24 protein-coding genes are annotated in these 23244 nt (G+C 61.3%); 12 read left to right on the top strand and 12 right to left on the bottom strand.

The window, feature by feature from the left end:
- A partial coding sequence (locus P7F28_RS27745; RefSeq protein ID WP_277188056.1) for an alpha/beta hydrolase occupies positions 1 to 426 on the top strand: 426 nt, incomplete at its 5' end.
- Here the strand turns inward: P7F28_RS27745 and P7F28_RS27740 are convergent.
- Positions 420 to 1349, bottom strand: coding sequence for a glyoxylate/hydroxypyruvate reductase A (locus P7F28_RS27740; protein WP_277188055.1), 930 nt, complete (start codon positions 1347 to 1349; stop codon positions 420 to 422). The two genes, P7F28_RS27745 and P7F28_RS27740, sit on opposite strands and share 7 nt — an antisense overlap.
- A gap of 249 nt (positions 1350 to 1598) precedes the next feature.
- Between P7F28_RS27740 and P7F28_RS27735 the strand changes: the two genes are divergently transcribed.
- From P7F28_RS27735 to P7F28_RS27710, 6 genes are all read left to right on the top strand, one after another.
- Positions 1599 to 2744, top strand: a complete 1146-nt coding sequence (locus tag P7F28_RS27735; RefSeq protein ID WP_277188054.1) for a porin — start codon at positions 1599 to 1601, stop codon at positions 2742 to 2744.
- A gap of 80 nt (positions 2745 to 2824) precedes the next feature.
- Positions 2825 to 3937, top strand: coding sequence for a hypothetical protein (locus P7F28_RS27730; RefSeq protein WP_277188053.1), 1113 nt, complete (start codon positions 2825 to 2827; stop codon positions 3935 to 3937).
- A gap of 16 nt (positions 3938 to 3953) precedes the next feature.
- On the top strand, positions 3954 to 4838 hold the full coding sequence (locus P7F28_RS27725; protein ID WP_277188052.1) for a transporter substrate-binding domain-containing protein: 885 nt from the start codon (positions 3954 to 3956) through the stop codon (positions 4836 to 4838).
- 80 nt (positions 4839 to 4918) lie between these two features.
- Positions 4919 to 6439 carry an amino acid ABC transporter permease/ATP-binding protein gene (locus P7F28_RS27720; protein ID WP_277188051.1) on the top strand — a complete coding sequence of 507 codons (1521 nt, stop codon included), beginning with the start codon at positions 4919 to 4921 and terminating at the stop codon, positions 6437 to 6439.
- Positions 6436 to 7467, top strand: a complete 1032-nt coding sequence (locus tag P7F28_RS27715) for an alpha-hydroxy acid oxidase (RefSeq protein WP_277188050.1) — start codon at positions 6436 to 6438, stop codon at positions 7465 to 7467. Before P7F28_RS27720 ends, P7F28_RS27715 begins: the two co-directional genes overlap by 4 nt.
- A gap of 6 nt (positions 7468 to 7473) precedes the next feature.
- Positions 7474 to 8802 carry a dihydroorotase family protein gene (locus P7F28_RS27710; protein WP_277188049.1) on the top strand — a complete coding sequence of 443 codons (1329 nt, stop codon included), beginning with the start codon at positions 7474 to 7476 and terminating at the stop codon, positions 8800 to 8802.
- On the opposite strand, the gene P7F28_RS27705 is transcribed toward P7F28_RS27710, so the two are convergent.
- Positions 8786 to 9217: an RcnB family protein gene (locus P7F28_RS27705; protein ID WP_277188048.1), complete on the bottom strand. Its 432-nt coding sequence runs from the start codon at positions 9215 to 9217 to the stop codon at positions 8786 to 8788. The genes P7F28_RS27710 and P7F28_RS27705 overlap by 17 nt on opposite strands.
- 205 nt (positions 9218 to 9422) lie before the next feature.
- Between P7F28_RS27705 and P7F28_RS27700 the strand changes: the two genes are divergently transcribed.
- Positions 9423 to 10895 carry an MDR family MFS transporter gene (locus P7F28_RS27700; RefSeq protein ID WP_277188047.1) on the top strand — a complete coding sequence of 491 codons (1473 nt, stop codon included), beginning with the start codon at positions 9423 to 9425 and terminating at the stop codon, positions 10893 to 10895.
- On the opposite strand, the gene P7F28_RS27695 is transcribed toward P7F28_RS27700, so the two are convergent.
- Positions 10892 to 11413 carry a YbaK/EbsC family protein gene (locus P7F28_RS27695; RefSeq protein WP_277188046.1) on the bottom strand — a complete coding sequence of 174 codons (522 nt, stop codon included), beginning with the start codon at positions 11411 to 11413 and terminating at the stop codon, positions 10892 to 10894. The two genes, P7F28_RS27700 and P7F28_RS27695, sit on opposite strands and share 4 nt — an antisense overlap.
- A 52-nt stretch (positions 11414 to 11465) precedes the next feature.
- On the opposite strand from P7F28_RS27695, the gene P7F28_RS27690 reads away from it, so the two are divergent.
- Entirely contained in the window at positions 11466 to 12170 is a 705-nt protein-coding gene (locus P7F28_RS27690; protein ID WP_277188045.1) for an SDR family oxidoreductase, read from the top strand.
- A 3-nt stretch (positions 12171 to 12173) separates the two neighbouring features.
- Here the strand turns inward: P7F28_RS27690 and P7F28_RS27685 are convergent, their stop codons facing one another.
- Genes P7F28_RS27685 through P7F28_RS27675 form a run of 3 tightly spaced genes read right to left on the bottom strand, consistent with a single transcriptional unit; the run spans position 12174 to position 13885 of the window.
- Positions 12174 to 12680 carry a helix-turn-helix domain-containing protein gene (locus tag P7F28_RS27685; RefSeq protein ID WP_277188044.1) on the bottom strand — a complete coding sequence of 169 codons (507 nt, stop codon included), beginning with the start codon at positions 12678 to 12680 and terminating at the stop codon, positions 12174 to 12176.
- A gap of 56 nt (positions 12681 to 12736) precedes the next feature.
- Positions 12737 to 13363 carry a superoxide dismutase gene (locus P7F28_RS27680; protein WP_277188043.1) on the bottom strand — a complete coding sequence of 209 codons (627 nt, stop codon included), beginning with the start codon at positions 13361 to 13363 and terminating at the stop codon, positions 12737 to 12739.
- A gap of 24 nt (positions 13364 to 13387) precedes the next feature.
- Positions 13388 to 13885 (bottom strand): hypothetical protein, encoded by a 498-nt coding sequence (locus P7F28_RS27675; protein ID WP_277188042.1) that lies wholly within the window; start codon positions 13883 to 13885, stop codon positions 13388 to 13390.
- Positions 13886 to 14065: 180 nt separating this feature from the next.
- Between P7F28_RS27675 and P7F28_RS27670 the strand changes: the two genes are divergently transcribed.
- Positions 14066 to 15616 (top strand): class I adenylate-forming enzyme family protein, encoded by a 1551-nt coding sequence (locus P7F28_RS27670; RefSeq protein ID WP_277188041.1) that lies wholly within the window; start codon positions 14066 to 14068, stop codon positions 15614 to 15616.
- Here the strand turns inward: P7F28_RS27670 and P7F28_RS27665 are convergent.
- Genes P7F28_RS27665 through tssA form a run of 3 tightly spaced genes read right to left on the bottom strand, consistent with a single transcriptional unit; the run spans position 15606 to position 18463 of the window.
- Complete coding sequence (locus P7F28_RS27665; protein WP_277188040.1) at positions 15606 to 16118, bottom strand: OmpA family protein; 513 nt, start codon at positions 16116 to 16118, stop codon at positions 15606 to 15608. The two genes, P7F28_RS27670 and P7F28_RS27665, sit on opposite strands and share 11 nt — an antisense overlap.
- A gap of 12 nt (positions 16119 to 16130) precedes the next feature.
- On the bottom strand, positions 16131 to 16832 hold the full coding sequence (tssJ, locus tag P7F28_RS27660; protein ID WP_277188039.1) for a type VI secretion system lipoprotein TssJ: 702 nt from the start codon (positions 16830 to 16832) through the stop codon (positions 16131 to 16133).
- A gap of 41 nt (positions 16833 to 16873) precedes the next feature.
- Positions 16874 to 18463 (bottom strand): type VI secretion system protein TssA, encoded by a 1590-nt coding sequence (gene tssA / locus P7F28_RS27655; RefSeq protein ID WP_277188038.1) that lies wholly within the window; start codon positions 18461 to 18463, stop codon positions 16874 to 16876.
- Positions 18464 to 18790: 327 nt separating this feature from the next.
- Between tssA and P7F28_RS27650 the strand changes: the two genes are divergently transcribed.
- Together P7F28_RS27650 and P7F28_RS27645 are read left to right on the top strand one after the other, a co-directional pair.
- The gene (locus P7F28_RS27650) at positions 18791 to 19549 is read left to right on the top strand and encodes a flagellar brake protein (RefSeq protein ID WP_277188037.1); all 759 of its coding nucleotides are present in this window, start codon (positions 18791 to 18793) and stop codon (positions 19547 to 19549) included.
- Between the two features lie 50 nt (positions 19550 to 19599).
- Positions 19600 to 20142 carry a DUF4142 domain-containing protein gene (locus P7F28_RS27645; RefSeq protein ID WP_277188036.1) on the top strand — a complete coding sequence of 181 codons (543 nt, stop codon included), beginning with the start codon at positions 19600 to 19602 and terminating at the stop codon, positions 20140 to 20142.
- On the opposite strand, the gene P7F28_RS27640 is transcribed toward P7F28_RS27645, so the two are convergent.
- The 3 genes from P7F28_RS27640 to P7F28_RS27630 form a co-directional block, all read right to left on the bottom strand.
- Positions 20042 to 21898, bottom strand: coding sequence for a phospholipase D-like domain-containing protein (locus P7F28_RS27640; RefSeq protein WP_277188035.1), 1857 nt, complete (start codon positions 21896 to 21898; stop codon positions 20042 to 20044). The two genes, P7F28_RS27645 and P7F28_RS27640, sit on opposite strands and share 101 nt — an antisense overlap.
- A gap of 68 nt (positions 21899 to 21966) precedes the next feature.
- Positions 21967 to 22467 carry a DsbC family protein gene (locus P7F28_RS27635; protein ID WP_277188034.1) on the bottom strand — a complete coding sequence of 167 codons (501 nt, stop codon included), beginning with the start codon at positions 22465 to 22467 and terminating at the stop codon, positions 21967 to 21969.
- Between the two features lie 4 nt (positions 22468 to 22471).
- Positions 22472 to 23056, bottom strand: a complete 585-nt coding sequence (locus P7F28_RS27630) for a glutathione binding-like protein (protein ID WP_277188033.1) — start codon at positions 23054 to 23056, stop codon at positions 22472 to 22474.
- Between the last annotated feature and the right edge of the window lie 188 nt (positions 23057 to 23244).

Here is a 23244-nt window from a genome sequence, read left to right as displayed (position 1 = left end):
CTTGCCGATACCTTGGTTGGCCTGACGCTGCCCGACGAACTCAACGCACGCATGCGTGAAATCGCTGCAAATACAGCGGATTTATCGCAACTCGAACGCGTGCTCGGCCCGACGTTCACGCGTGCGCAGCCTGCCATGTCGTACCTGTACACCGCGCTCGCCAGCTTCAACGATACCAACGTGCGCACCTTGCGCGGCGAGCAACCCATGACATCGCTCGATGAACTCGATGCTTGTGGCGTGCCCATATTATTCGTAGCAGGCGTGGAAGACGTGCTGTTTCCGCCGCAGGAAATCGAAGCCGTGCAACGTTTGATGCAGCACGCGGAGTATCTGGAAATTGCCGATGCAGGCCATTCCGCGTATTTCGAAGCCCCGCACGTTTTCAACGAACGGGTCTTCGATTGGCTCACCACGCATCAATAACCGCGTTGCATATCGACAAGGCCGGTAACCGTGCGGCCTTCTTCGAGCGCTGCAATTTTTTCCGCCACCTGTCGCGCGGATTCATCGATCAGCGTTGCAGCGGAGATATGCGGCGTGACCATCACACGCGGATGCCGCCAGAACGGATGCGCTGTTAGCAGCGGCTCGTGCGCGAAGACATCGAGCATGGCGAAGCCTAGTTTACCGGTATCGAGCGCTTCGAGCAGGTCGTCCTCATTCACATGCATGCCGCGCGCGAGATTGATAAGACACGCGCCATCAGCGAGACGCGCAAACGTTCGCATGTTGAGTATGTTGCGCGTATCTTCGGTGGCAGGAAGTAAGTCGATCAAGACGTGAAGGCCATCCAGAAACCGGTCGATGCCATCATTCCGCGCAAACGTTTCTACACCTTCAATGTGTTTTTTCGAGCGGCTATATCCACGCACGATAAAACCATCAGCAGTCAGCGTGCGCGCAACATGTTCGCCCAAACGCCCGAGTCCCATCACACCAACCGGCATTGCTCGCCGATGCAACGCATTCAGCGCGCGCCATTCACACGCTGCCGCCTGCCGACGATAGTCCTCGAAACGCCGCATATGATGCAGCACGCCGTATCGCGCGTAATCGGCCATTTGTTGCGCCATGCCTGCATCCTCCAGCCGATACACCGGTGCATCGCATGAAGCGGTGCGCAGCAGCGGAATCAACGCATCCACGCCTGCGCCGAGATTGAATATGGCCTTGAGGCCATCGCGCGGGACTAAGGCGGCTGCATCGCATTTCCAGAAAAGCACGTAATCCGCGTGGGCTTTATCGCCTGAAGTCCACGCGCGCACACGCGCATGCGGCAAGACGTGAACGACCGCATTCATCCACTGAGAAGCTTGCGCGGTTCCGACCGCAAGCAGTATGTCCATGAGCGTCAAAACCCTTCAAATAGACGCACCTTAGATCGCGTATTCGTGCATGACAAACGAATAAATTAAGCGCCGCGCATGAGATCGCCTCATGCGTCGATGTATGACTTCATCTCATCGAAAGCGCGCGAAAATCTCGTTTGTTGGCGTTTTTTCGCCTTCCTATGATGGCCTCGACTGACAGCCCACACGCTCAACGAAAGCTCATCAAAAAACTCATCGATAAGCCCATCAAAAGGAAACCGAAACATGAAACGTCTCGCCCTGCCGTTATTCGCTTCGATGCTCGCTGTCTCTGCATCGCAGGCGTTCGCACAAAGCGCGGTCACGCTGTACGGCGTCGCCGATGAAGGCATCACCTATGGCAATAACGTCGGCGGCGGCGCGCAATGGGCGGCGGCGAGCGGCACCATGTCAGGCAGCCGCTTCGGCCTGCGCGGCACGGAAGACCTCGGCGGCGGTCTCTCCGCATTGTTCAACCTCGAAAACGGCTACGATCTTTCCACCGGCAAGCTCGGTCAGGGCGGGCGCATGTTCGGCCGCAAAGCATACGTAGGCCTAAGCGATACGCGTTTCGGCACGCTGACGATGGGCCGTCAATACGACCCGACCGTCGATCTCGTGCAAGGCATCACCGGCGACGGCGTGTTCGGCGCGTTCTTCACCTCGCCTGGCGACGTCGATAACAACGACAACAGCATCCGCGTCAATAACTCGATCAAGTACACGAGCCCGGTTTTCGCCGGCCTGCAATTCGAAGCGATGTACGGCCTCGGCGGCACCGCAGGCAGCGTGTCGAGCGGCGGCAGCATGGGCGCGGCGCTGGCCTACACGAACGGTCCGCTGAACCTCGCGGGCGGTTATCTGTACACGAAGAACGACACGCTGGCGAACGCATCGTCGGGCGGCTTTATCAACGACGGCAGCCTCGTGAACGCGGGCTATGGCGCAGCGCCCGGTTCGTTCCAGACCATTCACGCGGCGGCATCGTATGCGTTCAACAAGTTCACCGTGGGCGCGCGTTATTCGAACTCGCAATACAAGACCTACACGCCGACCGCAGTCTTCAACGACACGCAGAAGTTCAACGTGGCGAGCGCGTATCTCTCGTATCAGTTCACGCCCGCGCTGATGGCCGCGGTCAACTACGGCTACACGAAGGCGAGCGGCGCGCAGTCGGCGAACTACAACCAGTTCTCGGCGGGCGTGGATTACTTCCTCTCCAAGCGCACCGATTTGTACGCGATTGCGGGCTACACGAAGGCCAACGGTTCGACGCTGTCCGCCGATGGCAAGTCGGTGGTCGCGGCCACCGCAAACGTGGGCGATTACAACAACGCATCGTCGAACAGCAAGCAGGTGCTCGCTGTTGTAGGCATGCGTCACAAGTTCTGATGTTTTTGATTCGAATTTTGGCGACGTGTGCGCGCGATTTTGGTGCGTTCTAATCGAACCTTGAAGCAGCACAGAACAGTATGCAGATCGTCATCGAAAATTTGAACGACAGCGCGGGATTGCTCGGTGCGCGGCGCGTGTTTCGCGTGCCGCGTTCGCTGCCGGCGCAAGTGAAGACGCTGGACGCATCGCGCTGGCAGGTGCATCCCGCGCTTTACGATGCCGATACGCTGCTCGCCCTGCGCGATGCCCGCCTCGACGAGCACGATCGCGAGATCGCGCTGGCGGGCGGCGTGGCGCGGCTCAATGCGAGTATCGGCTGGCAGCGTATGGCCGATCCCGAGGATGCCGCTGCACTCTTGCGCATGGCGAAGGACAGCGTGATACCACGCGTGCGCCTGCTGCTATCGGTGATGCCGGATCAGGATACGTCGGGCTTCGCTTCGTGGTTCGAAACGTTTGCGCCGCACGTACCCACAGGGGACGGCACGCTCTTGCGCGCCTGCAAACTGTACGGCCGCGAGCCGCATTTCCAGCGCAATCTGGATGCGGTGTGGGACGCGGGCTGGCTGCCGGTCGTCTTTACCGCCGATCCGCAATCCGTGCTGAAACAAGCCGCCGAACGTCAAAGCGCCGTGGTGTTCCGCCACGCGGCCAGCGCCGCCGATCTCGACGCGATGCACGGCGATCCGGCACTCGATGTATCGCGCTGGATCGCTAGTTCTCCGCAATATCTTTTGTCCGTGGAAGCGGCGCGGCGTGCATCGCTGGTCGTACGTCCCGCCATTCCAGACGATCTCACGCGCCATGCGCTGCTGGCCCGCTTCAATGAAATCGATCTGATCGCGACCGACCATGTCGCGCGCGGTTCGACCAGCGGACCGGGCCTGCAATCGCAGGATCACTTCCTGCCCGCGCTGCTGACTCTGGCCGATTCGCTCGACGTGCCCGCGCATGCGGTGCTCGGCCGCGCATCGAGCCGACCGGCGATGCTGTTCGGACAGGACCCGACCGATTGGGCTGTGGCGCTGGTATCGAACGAAGCATTGCCTCATAGCGAAGTACCGGGCATCGACGCCACCCGCGATCCCTTCGATCACGCGAGCTTCACGCCGCGCGTGATGGCGATCGTTCACGGCGATACGCTCTGGCCGACGAAGCATCTGATCGAATCTATCCGATATCCTAACTAATTGAGTGGAGTTCACTATGTTCCGTTCCGCAATCATCACGCTGGCGACTGTCGCCTCTGCGCTGTTCGCCTTGGCTTCGGCTCCGGCACAAGCCGCGAATCTGCCGAGCTATGAATCGTTCGGCAAGAGCGCCGAATGCGTGGCGCTGCGCAAGCAATATCCGTCGATCGTCGGATCGCATCTTAAGATTGGTCTGGGCGGTTATACCGCCGGTTTCGAAGCGCCCGCCAAGGATGATCCTTCGAAGATCGAAGGTCTCGATCCCGATTTGATCGCTTATATGGGCGCATGTCTCGGTTATACGCACGAGTATCAGAACGTCGCGTTCAACGTGTTGTTGACGGGTATTACCGGCAAGCGCTTCGATATGGGCCCGAGCCTCTATGTGACCGATGTGCGCCGCAAGCAGGTTGCGTTCGTGTCGTCGTTTGCGGTGATCGATGGATCGGTCATCAAGAAGGGCAATCCGAAAAAGCTGACTTCGCTCGATTCGCTCTGCGGCGCAACGGTTGCGGCTGCGGCGGGCACGTATGAAGCAGTCACGCTCGTGCCGCAAGTCACGGAGAAGTGCAAGGCGCAGAACAAGCCCGAAGTCGGCTTGCTGCTCTTGCAAGCCACCGACGCGAGCGTTCAAGCCGTGCTGAGCGGCCGCGCCGATATTTACCTCACCGCCCATTCCGATGCCAAGGCGCTCGCCGCATCCGTGCCGAATCTCGAAAGCGGCTTCACAGTCGATTTGCCGATTCTCAACGGCTTCCCGATCGCGAAGGAGAACACCACGCTGCGCGGCGCAGTGCTCGCTTCGATGAAGGTGATTCAGGACAAGGGCATCGAGAAATCGCTGCTGGACAAGTGGGGGCAAGACGCAGCCTCGCAACGCGCTGCGAGCGACGCGGAGTAACCGTGTATGCGGATGCCTTCGCGGCATCCGCAATCGCCTGAGGCAACAGAAGCAAGACCGATTCACCGAAACAAGCCGCCATGCAAAACTTCCTGCATTACCTGACTTTTCCGTATCTGCTGCAAGGCTGTATCACTGCGCTCGGGCTGTTGTTCGGCGCGCTTGCAGGCGGCCTGCTGATCGGCTTCGTGCTCGCGCTCGCAGCGGATTCGCGCCATGCGTGGCTGCGCTATCCGGTGCGCGCGTATATCTATGTGATACGCGGCACGCCACAACTGCTGCAACTCATTTTGCTGTTCAACGTGCTGCCGCAGGCGGGGATCACACTCGCGCCGTTCATGAGTGCGCTGCTGGCGCTGACCATCAACGAGACCGCGTTTTGTGCGGAAATCATACGTGGCGGCATTCGTTCGGTGAATCGCGATCAGCGCATTGCGGCGCAGGCGTTTGGCTTTTCTGCGTTGACGGAACTGGGGCATTTGGTCGTGCCGCAAGGCTTGCGTGCGATTATTCCTGCGCTTGGAAACGAAGCGGTTGGCCTGCTCAAATCGACATCGCTTGCATCGGTGGTGGGTGTGAGTGAGCTGACTTTGCGCAGTCAGACGATCGTTTCGCAAAACTTCGAGTTCTTGCCGGTGCTGCTCGCGTCGGGCGTGATGTATATCGTGTTGTCGGCGATTATCGCGGGGATTCAGAACTGGTGCGAACGACATGTCGGCACGGGACGGCGTGCGCGCGGCAAGCATTTTTCAGAAGCCTTCCTCGACGATTCGGGTCCGGTTTCACGCATGGCGCCGCATGAGACAAGTGGTACACCCGGCGTGCTGCAACTCGAAATTGAAAAAGTGCGCGTGAGTTACGGCAGCAAGCAAGTCTTGAAAGATGTTTCGTTGTCCGTCAGACCGGGTGAGGTGGTAGCGCTGCTCGGCAAGTCCGGCTCGGGTAAGAGCACCTTGCTCAAGACTATTCTCGCGCTCAATCCGCTCGATTCAGGCACCATTCGCATCGAAGGACGTTCACTGACAAATACCGAAAGCGGCGCGCCCATGCCGCGTCGTCGCTTGCCGAAAGCGCGTGCGGATGCGCGTATTGGCATGGTATTTCAGAACTTCGCGTTGTTCGATCACCTGAGTGCAGTCGATAACGCCGCCGTCATTCCGCTGCGTGTGCAGGATGCGCCGCGTCTGGAAGCATCGCGCCGGGCGCGCATTGCGCTTGTCAAAGTGGGACTGAAGGACTTTGCGGATCATATGCCGCATGAATTGTCGGGTGGTCAGCAACAACGCGTGGGTATCGCGCGTGCATTGGCCAGCGACCCGCGCGTGATTCTCTTCGATGAACCCACGTCCGCGCTCGATCCCGAGCTCGTCGGCGAAGTGGATGAAACCATTCGACGTCTTGCGCAGACCGGCATCACCATGTTGCTGTCCACGCACGATATCAACTTCGCGGCGAGCGTGGCGGATCGGATCGTGTTTCTGCACGATGGACGCATCATCGAACAGGGCACACCGGATATCGTGCGCGCACCAAAAACCCCTGAATTTGCGGCGTTTTTGCGTCACCCGAACGATACGCCCGAGCTGGAGACCGTGCGATGAAAGACTTCCGCGAAGCATCGCGCGCGGCGCTGGGCGATGAGTTGTACGGCTATCTGTGCGGCCGTCCGCACGATATGAACGCGGGCGATGTCGATCCCAATGAACTCGCGTGGTCGCGATATCGATTGGTGCCGCGCGTGTTGCAAGGTCACGCGGGCGTCGATGTATCGTGCAAGTTGTTCGGCAGCGAATATGCCGCGCCGTTCGGCGTGGGCGCGTTTGCGGCGGATCGGCTGTTTGGCGAAGCGGGCGTGGGCGCGATTGCGCGCGTGTGTGCATCGCTTGGCCTGCCGTTGTTCGTGTCCGAAGAAGCCGTGACGCCGCTAGCGGATATCGCCGCGACCGGCGTGAATTGCTGGCTGCAATTGCGTGCAGCCGGTCCGATTGAGCGTGCGGTACGTCTTGTGGAACATGCTGCAAGCGTGGGTTGTCAGGGCATCGTGCTGACCGTGCTTGCGCCTGTGCATCCGGTGCCGGGATTGCATCCGGGCGGTGTCGATGTGACCGCGCACGTCGCGCAGCGCGGCTGGGCGACGATCGGTGCAAGTGAAGGCGTGGCGAAACTACCGGCGTTTCCATCGTGGAGTATGAGCGAACTCCACACGTTACTCGACGCTGTTCATGCGCTCGGCATGCGCCTCGTTGTAAAGGGCGTCATGCATCCCGCCGATGCCCGCGCATGTCACCTCGCAGGCTGCGATGGCGTGATGGTGTCGAATATCGGCGTGCGGCAGTCGTATCGATGGGCACCCGTATCCGACGTACTGGAGCGCATGCACGAATCGGAAGCCACGCTGCTCGTCGATGGCGGTCTGCGTCATGCGGCGGATATCGTCGCGGCGCGTGTACTCGGCGCGCAATTGTCGATCATCGTACGGCCCGTGGTGCATGCGCTCGCAGCGGGCGGCGAAGCGGCGGTGAATGAATTGTTGCGCGGTCTTATCGGCGAATTGCAGGCGATTTGCGCCTGGATGGGCGCTGCAACGCTAGCCGACATCACCCGCGATCAACTTACTAAGCTTAACTGAAAGATTATGTTCGACCTCCTGTTACGCGGCGCGTTCCTCGTCGATGCCCACGGCGAGCGCCATGCCGATCTCACCATCATCGACGGCAAAATCGCTGCGCTGCTCACACCAAATACGCCCGCCGAAAGCCGCACTACGCGCAATGTTCACGGCCTCGTCATCCTTCCCGGATTGGTCGATACCCACGTCCATCTCTGCGATCCTGGCTACACGCACAAGGAAGACTTTGCGTCGGGCACGCTGGCGGCGGCGCTCGGCGGCGTGACTACGCTGCTCGATATGCCGACCGATTCGCCCATCACCACCACCGCGCAGGACTTGCGCGAAAAGATGGCGATTGCGCGCGGCCGTATTCACGTTGATGTCGGATTTCAGGTGGCGAAGCTGTGCGATCACGCATCGCTCGATGAAATTCGCGCGCTCGATCCCGTGTCGTTCGAGATGTTCATGGCGGGCGTGCCGGAGGCGTATCGACATGACACGCAGTTGCGACTGGTGAACTCGCTCAAGGCGCTCAAACCGTTCGATACGCTCGCCTGCATCTCACCCGGCGACCACGCCTTGCAAAGCGCGCCACAGACGCTCACAGGCCGCGCAGGACTCGATGCGCTGCTCGCCAGCCGTCCGCCCGTGGCCGAAGCGGCGGGCATTGCGAATGCGGTGCTTGCGGCGGCATCGACGGGCACGCGCGTGCATGTGCGACAGGGCAATTCGATGCTTGGAATGCAGACATGGCGACGCTTGCGCGATCTTGCCGATGTAACGATCGAAACCACACCGCAAGCGCTATTGCTGACCGAAGACGCTTATGACGAGCGCCGTAACTTCTTCAAAGCGTTGCCGCCGCTGCGAGCGAAGGAAGATCGCGATGCAATGATCGCCGCCGTGAAAGAAGGCTTGATCGATATGATCGTGACGGATCACGCACCGCACGCGTACGCAGAAAAGGCCGCACATTACGACGACTTCCGCGATGTACCCAGCGGCATGCCCGGCGTGCAAACCTTTCTCGCAGCGATGCTGAGTCTGGTGAAAGCAGGGCACTTGGACCTGCGCAATGTCGCGACGTTATGCGCTTATCACCCTGCGCAACGCTTCGGCTTGGGCGCAAGCAAAGGCCTGCTCGCGCCCGGCTTCGATGCAGACTTGCTGCTGCTCGATCCCGAAGGCAAGACCACCGCTCGCAACGAGGACCAACGTTCAAAGGCACGCTACACACCATTCGATGGCATGAGCGTGCCTTGGTCGCTACAAGATGTTTATCTGCGCGGCAACGTGCTCAAAGAACACGAAGCCGCGCAAGGGAAAATCGTCAGGATTACTGCGAGAAAATGACCTGCGAGATGATGCCGGACGCAACCGCCACCAGCAGATAATCCCCGCCCACACCGACCCACTGATAACCGCGCGGCGGCTGACGCAGACCGTGATCGTGCCAATCATCCACGACGTATTGATGATCGCGATAATCGTTCGACAGACGCTGACCCTTGCGCCAGTCCGGATGATGCGGACCGTTATCGGCATGATCCGGGCCGTGCGGCGGTTGATGATCGTTCATGTTCATCGCGGGACCGTGGCCTTGCGGACCGGGGCCGCCGTGATCGTTGGGACCGTGTTGATCGCCCGGGCCACGCTGATCGCCGTGATACTGATCCGGACCACCCGGCGCAGGCTGCGCGAACGATGCCGTAGCAGCCAGTCCCATACTCGCGCACAACAGCGCAGCGACGATTCGGCTCTTCTTCATATTCACCCTCTGTGACGTTGAGATGACCAGGTTGGTTGCAAGCGCAGTGCCAGCCAGTCGATGCGGGGACTTTACGCAATGACTCCGTTAAATGGCGTGAGGATGTGTAAGCAAGGCTTACCAGCGATTACGAATGTGAACACGCGTTCAGCGCGAATTGCGGTCATGCCGCTATCATCGCGGTTCGATTACACGCACCTCGACGATGTCTTCCATTCCACTCAATCAGCGACGCCGCGTCTTCACCGGCCTGATTCTCGCGATGATTCTCGCCGCGCTCGATCAGAGCATCGTATCGACGGCGCTGCCTGTTATTGCGGGCGAACTCGGCGGTTTGAATCACCTCACATGGGTCGTCACCGCGTTCATGCTGACATCGACTGTGAGCGCGCCGCTCTACGGCAAGCTCTCGGATATGTACGGGCGCAAGCCGTTCTTCGCGATCAGCATCGGCGTGTTTCTCGCGGCATCGGCCTTATGTGGCGCGGCGCAATCGATGACCGCATTGATCGGCTTTCGTGCCTTGCAAGGGCTGGGCGCAGGCGGCCTGATGACGATGTCGCAAACGCTCGTCGGCAGCATTGTGCCGATGCGCGAACGCGGCCGTTATCAAGGGCTTTTTACCGGCGCATTCGGGGTGAGCAGTGTGGCCGGGCCGTTGCTCGGCGGCTTCATCACGAGTCACGCATCGTGGCGATGGGTCTTCTACATCAACTTGCCGATCGGCGCGGTGTCGCTTGCGCTGGTGCTGGCGTCGTTACCGAAGGTCGCGCGCGGCAGCCAACACGCGATCGATTATGCGGGCGCGGTGCTCGTGTGTATCGGCACATCGGCGTTGTTGTTGCTGTTCAATTCGGGCACGGCGGCGTTTATGTCGGGCATGCGCATGACGGCTTTGCTGGTGCTTGCCGTCGCGTGCTTCGCGGCCTTGCTGATGGTGGAACGCAAGGCGCAGGAGCCGGTCATCGATCTGAAGCTGTTTCGCAATGTGCCTTACGCAACGTGCGTATCCGCGTCCGGCATCATGGCCTTTGCGATGATGGGCTCGCTGGTATTCATGCCGCTTTACTATCAGCTCGTGCTCGGTGAAACGCCCGAACAATCCGGTGCGATGATGCTGCCGCAAGTCGCGATGATGATGATCACCTCCGTGACGGGCGGACGATTTTCCGTAGGATTACGACGCATTGTTGTCTTGCTGTCGATCGGCGTGGGTCTCGAATGCGCGGGATTGGTGTTGCTTGCGGTGCTGGCGCATATCGGCGCGAGCGTGCCGTGGTTTCTCTTCGCAATGGCCGTGCTCGGCGCGGGCATGGGTATCGGCATGCCGAACGCGACGGTAATCGTCCAAAACTCGGTGCCTGAAAACGTGCTTGGTTCCGCCACCGCGACGATGGCGTTCGTGCGGTCGCTAGGCGCATCGCTTGGCGTGGCGCTATCGGGCGGCATCATGGCGTTCGTGCTGAAGCGCGAGATGTCGGACATGCCTGCATCGTTCGATACGCAAGCGATGCTCGAACACGGCATGTCGGCCATCGCGGGCATCAGTGCGACGCAGCGTGTGCAGATCGAGGCGGCGTATCGAACGGCGATCGGTGCGAGCCTCGTTGCAGGCGGCGTGCTGATGTTTATCGGCTTTCTCGTCGTGTTGAGCCTGAATCGAAGACAGGCTCGCTAGATCACGAGCGCAGCCACCGTCACATTCGGCACGGCCAGCAAACGCTGCGGCGACAACAACAGCTTCGCCTCGCGAATTCCCGCGCCCATCACGATGCTTTCGCGCGTCATCACCGATGCTTCAACCAGCACGCGCCACGATTCCGGCAAGCCGAATCCGGTGATGCCGCCGTATTCCATGCCGGTCAATTCCGTTGCGATTTCACGCGATGCAAACGAAATGCGCTGCGCGTTCAGCTCGCGTTTGACCGCGCCATTCACATCGAGCCTGCGCGAAGCCAGCGATACGATCGCCGCATAATGCTCCGCGCCGTCGCGCTTGAAGCGCACGACGATGGTGTTCGCGCAATCGTCCAGTTCGATGCCGTAGCGCTCGCTGCATGCGGCGGTGTCGGAGGCATCGTCGGGAACGCGAAACACGGTGATATCGGTGCCGTGCAGCATGGCAAGCACGGAAGCGGGCAGGCACGCCGATGTTTCGTCGGCGGAAAGGATGTCTAGCGCGTCGATCGAGGTCATTTGATACTCTAGTGAATTCAGTTCACAGGCAAACGTCACCGGAGGATCATAAATGACCACAGAAAAAGTTGCGCTTATCACGGCGGGCGGTTCGGGCATGGGCGCGGCATCGGCGCGCAAGCTCGCGGCGGACGGCTACAAGGTCGGCGTGCTGTCGTCGTCGGGCAAGGGCGAGGCGTTGGCGGCGGAGTTGGGCGGTATCGGCGTGACGGGTTCGAATCAATCGAACGAAGATATCGGCAAGCTGGTGGATCAGGCGCTAGCGCAGTGGGGACGTATCGACGTGCTGGTGAATAGCGCCGGTCACGGTCCGCGCGCGCCCGTGCTCGAATTGAGCGATGAACAATGGCATCAGGGCATGGACGTGTATCTGCTCAACGTGATTCGTCCGACGCGGCTTGTCGCGCCGCATATGCAGAAGCAGGGCGGCGGCGCGATCATCAATATTTCGACGGCGTGGGCCTTCGAGCCAAGCGCGATGTTCCCGACTTCAGCCGTGTTTCGTGCGGGACTGGCCGCTTTCACCAAGCTGTTCGCGGATCATTACGCGCCGCATAACGTGCGCATGAATAACGTATTGCCAGGTTGGATCGACAGTCTGCCCGCGACCGACGAACGCCGCGACAGCGTGCCGATGCAGCGCTACGGCACCAGCGATGAAATCGCCGCGACGGTGGCGTTTTTGGCCTCCGCGGGCGCAGGCTACATCACGGGACAGAACCTTCGTGTAGATGGCGGATTGATGCGTTCCGTCTGAACGTTACGAATCGCCGAGCACCCGCCCATTGCGATGCGCGATCACTTCGCGCGTCGCGGAAGTCGCGCCCGGTCCCGGCGCGAATCGCACATCGTCGAACGATAAGGCGCGGCCGTCTTTGCTTCGGACTACAACAGGTTCGATACGATGGCCGTTTTCATCATCGACCAGGGCGACGGGCGCTTTGCCGGTTTTGGTGAGCCAGCGATCGCCCCATTGCATCAGCGCGATCAGCACGGGAAACAAGTCGCGCCCCTTCTTCGTCAGACGATATCCATCCGTATTCGCGCGATCTTCCAGCGGATAGCGCTCGATAATGCCCAATTCAGTCAGCCGCGCGAGCCGCGATGTCAACACATTGCGCGCGATGCCGAGCGTGCTTTGGAACTCGTCGAAACGGGTCGTGCCCTGCGTGCATTCGCGCACGATCAGCAAGGACCACCACTCGCCGACCTCATCGAGGGCGCGAGCGATCGAGCAGTTCATATCGTCGAAGCGTTTTCTGTACATGACTTCGTTTTAGCACGTACAGTTGCATGATGCAACTGTACGTTTGTATCGAACAATCAGCCTTTCAACGCTTCTTCATAACGCCGCGCCACTTCCTTCCAGTTGATGACATTGAAGAACGCCGCGATATATTCGGGCCGGCGGTTTTCATACTTCAGATAGTACGCATGCTCCCACACGTCGAGACCGAGCACGGGCGTGTTGCCGGATGCGATGCCGGGCATCAGCGGACTGTCCTGATTGCCGCTGCTTTCGATCGCCAGCTTGCCGTTTTTATCGACAGAAAGCCACGCCCAGCCGCTGCCGAAGCGCGTCAACGCGGCTTTGGTAAAGGCGTCCTTGAAGGCATCGAAACCGCCGAGATCCTTGTCGATTCCACGGGCGATATCGCCATCCGGTTTGCCGCCGCCATCGGGCGACATTACGGTCCAGAACAGGCTGTGATTCGCATGGCCGCCGCCGTTGTTGCGCACGGGCGTTTTAATTGCTTCGGGTAACGAATCAATTTGCGCGATCAGCTTTTCGACCGGCAGATTCTGATGCTCCGATCCTTCCAGCGCGGCGTTCAGATTGTTCACGTACGTCTGATGATGCTTCGTATAGTGAACTTCCATCGTGCGTGCATCGATATTCGGTTCGAGTGCATCGTAAGCGTAGGGGAGTGCGGGGAGCGTGTAAGGCATTGTGATTCTCCTGTAGAGGACGGGTTAATGCCGCGCCGATGAATCGGCGTGAAGCGTCATGCACGCTGCATCCAGCGTGCGTGCGATAAGCGGATGGGGTCCATGCCGCGCCACGTGCCGAACCAGCGCCATATGCGTCTCGCGGCTATGTCGCAAGGCGGCCTGACGCAACGAAACCGGCCGCGCGATGCTCGTATGCAGCGCGATCAGCGTTTCGTGGGCGTGGCAGAGATGGCGCGCGGCGGCGTTGCGATCATTGGAATCGCTTGAATCGGCGAGCAGATCGGCGAGATTGTGGTGCGATACGACCAGAGCCGCGAGACAGTCCTCCGCACGGCCGGGCGGCGGCGCGTCGAGCAAGCGCAGCGCGATGGCCAGCGCCCGCTCGTAACCCGCGCGCGCCAGCGATAGTTGACCGGCGCGCTCATCGGCGACGGCTTGCCGCATCAGCGATTCCCACAGCGGCAGCGTGGGATCGGCGGCAGAAACAGAAGGAACCGCGAGTAAGTAGCACGTCTGCATGGCGAAGGCTCCTGAAAAACTAGCGCCCTTTGCGTCGACCGACTGCCTGCGTACTCGGGTGACTCAATGATAACCATTCTTATCTGTGCGTGCTCAGAGACCCTACGACCCGCGCTCATTTTTCGCTCATTCTGCGCGTGCAAGATGCGTTCGACGGCAAAGCCTGCCACGCAAGGAGCGATGATGAAACCGACCTATATCGATGTTTTGCTCGACGAACTTCAAGCCCACGGCGCGCAGCCCGTGCTGCGTTATCGGAACACGACCATCAGCGGCGACACGCTGCGCCGCCTGATTTATTGCTATGCGCGCGCGCTGTCGTCGCTGGGCATCGGGCGCGGTGCGCTGGTTGCGCTGTTCGCGCCGAATCATCCCGATGCGCTCGCCGTGCGTTACGCGGCCAATCTGCTCGGCGCGGCCGCGATGTATCTGCCCGCGCCCGCGATGGCGGACCGGCGCGCGGCGCTGCTCGAACGGATATCGCCGACGCTGCTGGTCGTGTTCGGCGAAACCGCGCATCTGGTGCCGCGCACGGTGAATGTGCGCACGGTTTATATCGGCAAGAGCGAGGGCGCGCCGCGTCTGGATCATCTCGCCGCGATCCAGCCGGATACGCCAATCGCCTGCCGCGCGCACGCCGACGATCTCGCGGTGATTGCCTCATCGGGCGGGACGACGGGCGTGCCGAAGGGCAGCCGCCGCTCGTTCGCGCGCTATACGGCGTTGGTCAGCGGGCCGCGTTGCGACGGCATGCGCCGCCTGATTAACGGGCCGCTCGCGTATCTCTCGCAAGTGTTGGTGGATGCGACGCTGATCGGCGGCGGCAGCATCGTCCTGCAATCTCGTTACGATGCCGCGCTCACGCTGGCCGCGATCGAAGCCGAGCGCATCACGGACCTGTTTCTCGCCGAGCCGCAGTTGTTCGACCTGATGGACTATGCCGATGCCCGCACGCGCGACGTGTCATCGCTGCGCGCCATCACGCATATCGGCGGCGACGCGCCCGCGATCCTGCGGCGGCGCGCGATCGAGCGCTTCGGCCCGATTCTCACGCACACCTACGGCGCGAGCGAAGCGGGACTGGTGAGCATGCTGAAGCCATCGGACTATGTGCATAACGTCCGTCTGCTCGATACAGCCGGCCGCGTGCGTGCGGGCGTCGAGGTGCGTATCCGGCGCGTGGGCGGGACGCTGGCGCGGGTGCGCGAGCATGGGCTGATCGAAGTGAAATCGGCGGCGGTGGCGCAGGGCTATTACCATCAGCCGCTCGAATCGGCGCACAAGTTCAGCGACGGCTGGTGTATGACCGGCGATGTCGGTTTGATCGACGAGCAAGGCTTTCTGCATGTGCTCGGGCGCGCGGCGGACGTGGTGGAAATAGGCGGGCGCGTGATCGGGCCGGTGCAGATCGAAGAAGTGCTGTGCGGGCTGGCGGATGTGCGTTACGCGGTGGCGTTTGCATCGCGTACGGGAATTGGCGCGCTGACGTGGAACGTGGCGGTGGAACCGTGGGGCGACCGGCGCGTCGATCTCGGCCGATGCCGCCGCGCCGTGGATGCGGCCTTCGGCGGACTCGTCTCCGGCGCGATGCGGATCATATCGATGAAACGCGTGCCGCTGACGGAGCAGGGCAAGATCGATCGGAACGCGGTGGAGGAGCGGGTGCGCGATGCGTATCGGTCAGACGATCGCACACCCGAAAATGCACCTCTGGCGCTGCTTATCGCTTAGTTTTACCCATGATCGCATCCAGCGATTCGCCGGTCACCACGATCTCGGTCCGGCGATTCTTCGCCTGACCGGCCGGCGTGTCGTTGCTGGCGACGGGCCGGTCATACGCGAAGCCCTTGGTCGTGACGCGCGCCTGAGCGATCCCGCGCGTTTCCAGCGCGTTCGCGACCGTTTCCGCGCGTGCGTTGGAGAGCGCGAGGTTGTAGTCGTGCGTGCCGGTGTTGTCGGTATGGCCTTCAACGATCACCGCCTTCTTGCTGCGCTTGAGCAGCACCACGGCGCGTTGCAGCGCGGGGCTGGCATCCGCGCGCAGGTTCGACTGATCGAAGTCGAACAGCACGCGATCCGGCAGGCGAACCTGCACGCCCTCGCTGATCTGCGTCACTTCGATACCCACTTGCTGATTCAGCGCTTCTTCCTGGCTGCGATCCGGATGCGTGGCGCAGGCGGCGAGCATCGATAGCGACAGTGCGCAGGCGGTGAGGGAGAGGATTTTTTTCATACGCTTCCTTGCTTACTTGGGGAGAATGCTGGCGGCGCTTGCTTTGGCGCCGGAGAGAGAATTGGCCGCTGAACTGAGCCCTTGCGATGCAGCCTTCGCCGCTGCCGTCGCGCCCGAAACAGCGGACGCCGCCGATGCCGCCGACGCCGCCAGCGCGGGCACCGACTGCTGAGGCGCATCGTGCTTAACGGGTTTCGGGTTCGCGCCGACCATCGTCAGCACGTTGTTTTGCACCTTGATCTGCACGGGATCGGTGTCCTTCCACTGCTTTTTCGGAATCAGCAGTTTCCACACGCCCTTGCTGGTCGGTGAGCGAAAAAACGCGACCACGCCGACATATTCGGCGTCCTTTTGCATCGGCTCGCTGACGCTGGCGCTGGAACCGGGACGCATCACCACGTCCTTGGTGGCGACCAGATCGGCCTTCAACAAGTCGAGATCGTCGTTTTGCAACTGCACGTATTCCAGTTGCGCGAAGGTCTTCGAGTCCTTCAACTGATACAGCCGCACGATCGTGGAAAGCGGCAGGCCCGAACTGGTTTCGTTGACGGCCGCGCGCGCATCGAGATCGATGTTCATGGTTTTCACCTGCGTGGTGAAAAGCCATTCGGCCGCGCCGACGGTGCTGTCCCTGGTCGCCTGCCATGCGCCGCATCCGGCGAGCGCCAGCGCGAGCGAAACGGCCGCGCCAAGACGATGAATATTCGATTGCATAAGCTTGTCCTGCTTGAGGATGAATGTCGCGATGTGTCGAGTCAGGTCAGCGCCAGCGCGCGTGCCGGATCGATCGCGGTGAGATCGGCGGCGAGCGTGTCGATGCGCGCGCCAATCGCAGCGCGATCCGCATCTTTCCGATTCAGCCGCAGCTTCAGGATGCGCAGCAGTTGCTGCTTCACATCGAAAGCCAGCGACGGCTCCCAGCGCGCCAGTTGAAAGCGCTGCGCTTCGGCGTCGAGCATCGACAAGAGATGGGTGGCGGTGTCGGGACGATCGGCGCGTTCGCAGACGCGCGCCATCACGAGCTGGCGCACAAAGCGTTCGCGCTCGCCGCCCGGCATGGCGGCGGCGTCCTGCGCGGGCAGGCGTTGCAGCCACGCGAGCGCCGCGTCCAGACCTTGCTGCGCGACCAGATCGTTGGCCTGCGCTTCCGTTTCGGCCCAGTCGTTTGCGGCGGCGGGCACCGTGACGGGCGCGGCGGCATCGCCCCGTTCGATATCGCGCACCGTCGCGTAACGGGCGATCCATTCGAGCGTTGTGTCGTCGGCAAAAGGCGAGCCGTCGGAGAAATGCAGACGTTCGAGTCCCGGCAGACGTTCGAGCATCAGCGCGCAGTCGGTGGCGACGGTTTCGCGCACCTGCGCGTACTCGCCGCCCGCCTGTTCCTGCGCGACGAAGGCGTAGTACTGAAGGTCGAGCCACAGGTGATTCGCGCCTTCGGCAAACGCAAGCTCGATCTTGTCGAGCAATTCGAACCATTGCTTTTGCAATAGCAGGCGCTTGAGATCGGCGCGCACTTCGGCACGCGGCGGCAGCACGCGGGTCTGGCCGCTGGCGTCGAAGGGCGGCAGTTCGGTGCGCGTGTCCCATCGCACGCAGCGCATCAGCCGATACGCCGCCAGATAACCCTGCGACTGCGAACGCAGATACTTCGCCATCTGCCGCGCGCGATCGAGCAATTCCTGATCTGACGATACCTTCGACGCATCCGGCATTTGCGCCACGGCCAGCGTCTCACCGCGCGCCGCCGATCCATCGCTTGCCGCAGACGGCGATTCAACGCGTCCTTCGAAGCGCCGAAACAGCGGCGCCAGCGCGGGCCGCTCCGCTTCGGGCCACGACGCCACGCGCTCGTCGATCAGCGCGAGCGCGGACAGCGCGCGTTCGAGCAGCGCGCCATTCAGCCCCTGCACGCCGTCGAGCCGATCGGCGAAGGTGCTGCCGCACAGCCATTCGAAGGCGGCGCGGCGCGAGACGGCGCGCGCGGGCAGCAGCGCTTCGCCGAAGCGGTCCACCAGCGCGGAAAGCATTTCGAAGCCCGACGCCACGCCTTCCGCGCCGTCGCGCCGCATGCGCCCATAGACGTAGTACACGGCCACGCGCACGTCTTTCGCGCGCTGGCGCAGCAACTTCTCCGCTATCTCGATAATGCGCGCGTCGTCGATATTCGAGAGCCTGGCGACTTCTTCCTTGATCGACTGGAAGTCGTCGTCATAACCGGGATCGTCGCCGGCGGGCGCGTCGGCGCGGATGGGCCGCAGCCAGTCTTCCCAGTCGGATTGCGCGGCACGGGCCAGATCGGACGGCTGACGCGCGCCGAACAAGGCCTTGAGCAGGTTGGTGAACATGTCTTTGTATTTTTTTGTCGATGCTGAAGCGCCGAAGCCATCAGCCACTATCAGGCAATTTTTACGGCGTCCGAACTTTACAGGCTGCGGCACTGCGTTGGGCATCGGATTTGCAAATTTCCGCCACAGTCGAACCGTCTCGCGGCGGTCATCGTCTCGTGCGTTCCCCGCACCCGTAACGACACGCGGAACGTAACGTTACGAAGCCGCCGGGAGCATCGCTCAAGATGCTTCTAAGCCCCGTCCGATAAGGCTCCGCGCCATTGGCACAGCTCCTGCATAAATGTGTGCACAGCCGCGCCCGACAACCCGATAAAAATACGCAACATGATCGCCGACCTCCTCCAGACCGCCCGCCCCGTTACGCCCGCCATCGACGATCGCTTTGCGCTTCGTCATCCGTTGCAGATTGCACTTTGCCTGCGCGGACTCGCGTCGCGCCGCGATTTCCTGACGGTCGAATTCGACGACCGGCAAATCGTCACGCAAGTGCTCGATGTCGATTCGCGCCGCGCCACCTTCGTGTTCGATCTGGGCAGCGCGCGCGCCAATAACGCCGCGCTCGCCACGGCCGATCATCTGATTTTCCGCAGTCAGCCGTCGGGCATCCGGACCGAGTTTGTGACGGAACGTGCGTTGACCACGTCGTTCGAAGGCAGGCCCGCCTTCGAAGCGCCGTTTCCGTCACTCCTCTACTACGTGCAGCGCCGCGAGTACTATCGCGTTGAAACGCCGCTATCCGATCCGTTTCTCGCCACCGGCAACGACGAACAGGGCGATGCCTTCCGCTTCGAGTTGCAGGACATATCGCTGGGCGGCGTGGCCTTGTGCACCACCGATTCGCGCTTCACGGAGATTGCGCGCGGTGGCATCTGGCGCGATGTAACCATCGATATGCGGGCGCTCGGCGCGGTGACGGTGGATCTCGAAGTGGTCGCGCCGCGTCAGCAACTCACGCCGACGGGCGAGCGCCGCACGGTGATCGGTTGCCGCTTTATCGAACTGGGCCGCAATGCGGAACGCGCGTTGCAGCGCGCCGTCACCACGCTGGAGACGCGCAGTTTGCGGTGCGCCGCGCGCGACTGAAAGCGAGTTGGTATCCTCGGGTCATGCGTTGAATCGACCTGGGGCCGGATGTGAAAATCAAGCGTTTTGCGGCGATATGGCTGCTGCTGTTCACAGCGGCGATGAGCGCCGCGTTCGGACAGGACGCGCGTTTCTCGGACGCGCAGATTGTCGGCATCCTGCTGGTGGCGAACGATGCGGAAATCGCCGCCGGGCAGATCGCCTTGCGCAAGTCGCAATCGAAAAGCGTGCAGGCCTTCGCCGCGCGCATGGTGGATGAACACCGTCAGGTGAATCAGGAAGCCGCCGCCATGCTGCAACGGACCGGCGCGAGCGCTGCGCGCAGCGATCTCAGCGATTCCATCACGCGGCAAACGCGCCGCGATCTCACCATGCTCAACGACGCCGACGAATACAACTTCGACCAGGCCTATCTCGATCGCGAAGTCGAATTTCTCGGCCAACTGGTGCGATCGGTCGATGGCTTTATCCGCACGGCGGGCAGTCCCGATCTCAAAGTGCTTCTGGTGCGCGCGCGTCCTGCTTATACGTTTCATCTGGATCAGGCGCATCGGCTGCAACTGGTAATGGAGCGACCGGGATTCGGGCGTTAGCATCGGGCTGTCCCGCGAGCGCCACGCGCGCCTTCGCTTCCGGACTGCCATCGACATAATATTTATCGGCCCAGTGCCGCTTCGCTTGCAGCTTCAATATCGGCCGCTTCTTGCCATGCGTTTCGATCGCGATCGCGCGCGCACGATAGTGCTCGTACAGCCGTAAAAACTCCGCCAGATAGATGGCCGCGACGCGTTTGTCCCTGATTTCCAGCAGATTCTCGTCGTTGTTGTGCTCGGAGTTGTTGCTCATATTCGCCGATCCCGAATAGACGATCGGGTTCTCGCCTTCCGCATCGATCACGAGAAACTTGTGATGGATGATGACCGGGGGAAACGGTGGCCGCTTTTCGCCGGGAAACAGCTGCATTTCGACATCGAAACCTTCCGGCACGGTCGCGCTGGAAAAGTACTTGCCATCGACCACATCGCGATTGTCCTTGCTGCGGTGATACAACTCGACAGCGGTGAGTTCGGTCGCGTTCAAGGTGCCGCCCGCAGCCTGTTTGTCTTCGCCGGTTTTCGCTGCGCGCGCGGAGATCGCGTTGACAAGGCCGAACATCATCAGGCCTTTGTCGCCTGCGGAGAAGCACGCGTCGCGCAAGGGTTGGTCGGTTGGTGAGAACAGGCAAAACAATACGGAATGCTGAGCGTTTCCTATTGCATCGACGATAGTGTCGATCTGCGTGCGCTGGCCATTCGGTTCCGGCGAAAACGTCGCGCGGATGGTCGCGCTGCCTACTTTCACGGGATCGCTCCAGCCGTTCCATAGCTTGCGCGTGGCGGCCATCGCCGGATCGGTCGAGATGGCGTGCGCGCGATCGCTGTAGTGCTGCGCGAGTTCCGGCGAGTCCAGCAGATGCAGCAGATTCGCCTGTTCCGTCAGCCCTTCGGTCGTGAAGTTGGCCGAACCGGTCAGCAGGCGCGCGGGCTTGCCTCGGCTTTTCGGCGTATCCGTGACGATGAACTTGTCATGCATGATGTTCGTCGCGCGGCGCGGATAGAACGTCAGCAGCTTGCCGAGTGCATCGACGGCGGGCTGATTGGGCGATTTTTTCGATGCATCGTCAGGATGCGAGTCGTACACGATCGCGCTCGCCTGCGGATTATTCAGCTTACCGAAGTGTTTCAATGCGGGAATGACCCACAGTTCATCGGTGAGATGGTAAATCGCCGATGCCGCGTGCGCCGCGCCATCGAGTGCGGCGGCGAAGCTCTGTTCGAGATCGTTGGCGAGCCACGTGCGCAGAATCAGCGCCTGATCGGCGGGCGGCGTCTTGTTCGGATCGAGTCCCATCGACTTGACTTTGCGCGTGAACGCCTGCGAGCTGACCACCGCGCGATTGAACCACGTGCCAATGCCATCTTCGATATGCGCAGGCAACGTGATCTTCACCTGCGCCTTCTGCGCATCCAGCAATTGCGGGGCGTCCGCGCTGCCGACCACCGGATACGCCGTGTACGTGAACGACTGCTCACGATCCGGTTCGTCGATACGCGCATCCCACCACATGAACTTCTGGATCGGCGCGACGTTGCTGGGCGCATCGGGATGATTCGCTTCGACCGGACCTTTGAACGTGAGCCGGTTCGGCAGCCAGCTTTCCGGCTCGCGATGCTTGCCGTCCGCCGACCAGAAGCCGGGCGCGCGCTTGATCGCGAAGCCAAGAAAGTCGGCGCGCGTGGCGCCTTCGTTCCAGTTCAGCGCCAGCAAAACGAGCGTTGGCGAGAGATATGCGCGCGTGTCCATGACCATTTCGTTGAGTCCAACAAAATGGTCATGCTATTGCGCGTTTGTGACAGAAAATGCGGCACTCAAGCGACTTACGGATGCGCGCCGTCGAGAATTGCTTCGAGATCGTCCAGCGGCAGCGCGCCGGTCACCAGCGCGCCGTCCGCGAACACAATCGTCGGTGTGATGCGCACGCCGAGGCGCTTCGCCAACGCGAGGTTATCAGCGATGGGCGTGTTTGCGCAGGGGTTTATCGAAGCGGGCGCGCGATGCTCGCTCATCCACGCGCGCCACGCCTGCGCGCGATCCGGTGCGCACCAGATTGCGTTGGACATCGGCGCGGATTGCGGCGTGAGAATCGGAAAAAGGAAGACGAAGATCGTGACGTTATCGATCACGCTGAGTTCGCTTTCGAGCTTGCGGCAAAACGGACAATACGGATCTTCGAACACGGCGATACGACGCGCGCCATCGCCATGTACGACGCGAATCGCGTGATCGAACGGCAGGCTCGCAAAGTCGACGCGCTGCTCCTGCGCGCTCGATACCACCGGCGCGACCATCAGCAACAACGCGGCGAATAGCGCTTTCAACGCATCATTCCAGCCCTTCGTGTTCGAACGCCAGCTTCACGGCCGGCCGCGCACGCACGCGCTCATAGAACGCCTGCAACTTCGCGGGAATGTCGATACCCAGCGTCCTCGCCCACGTGAGCATGGTGAAGAGATACGCATCGGCCACGCTCATGGAATTGCCGAAGAGGTACTCGCCCTTCATCATCTTTTCGATCAGCGCGAAACGTGCGCCGATTTTCTCGCGACCCGACGCGCCCTCCGCATCCGACGATGCCTTGAACACGCGCGCGAACTGCTTGTGAATCTCGGTGGAAATGAACGCGAGCATTTCGAGCAATTGCGTGCCGTCCTTGTCATCGGCGGGCGCGAGTGCGGGCTGCTGCTTTGCAATCCACGCGAGAATCGCGATGTTCTCGGTGAGACGCCGGCCATCATCCATTTCGAGTACGGGCACGTAACTCTTCGGATTGATTTCGTCGAACTTCTGGCCCGTTTCGGTAACCTTATTCTTCAGATCGACGCGCACGCGATCGAACTTCATATCCGCTTCGTGCAGCGCGATGTGATCGGCCAGACTGCATGCGCCGGGTGAGAAATAGAGCTTCATGATTGATGTCTCCGTCGATGTTTTAAGACTTATGCGGCGCGCAATGTCCATGCCGTATTTGGAATGTCGATTGCTCAATATACATAGACGCAAAGAGGCCATACATAGACGCAAAGAGGCCACGCATAAGGCACGCCATGCGAACGCCCTGCGCTTCGCATCGATATAGCAAAATCGATTCAAGCAAT

This window comes from Caballeronia sp. BR00000012568055 (assembly GCF_029439455.1).
GTDB lineage: Bacteria > Pseudomonadota > Gammaproteobacteria > Burkholderiales > Burkholderiaceae > Caballeronia.
This window is presented reverse-complemented; position numbering and strand designations above follow the sequence as displayed.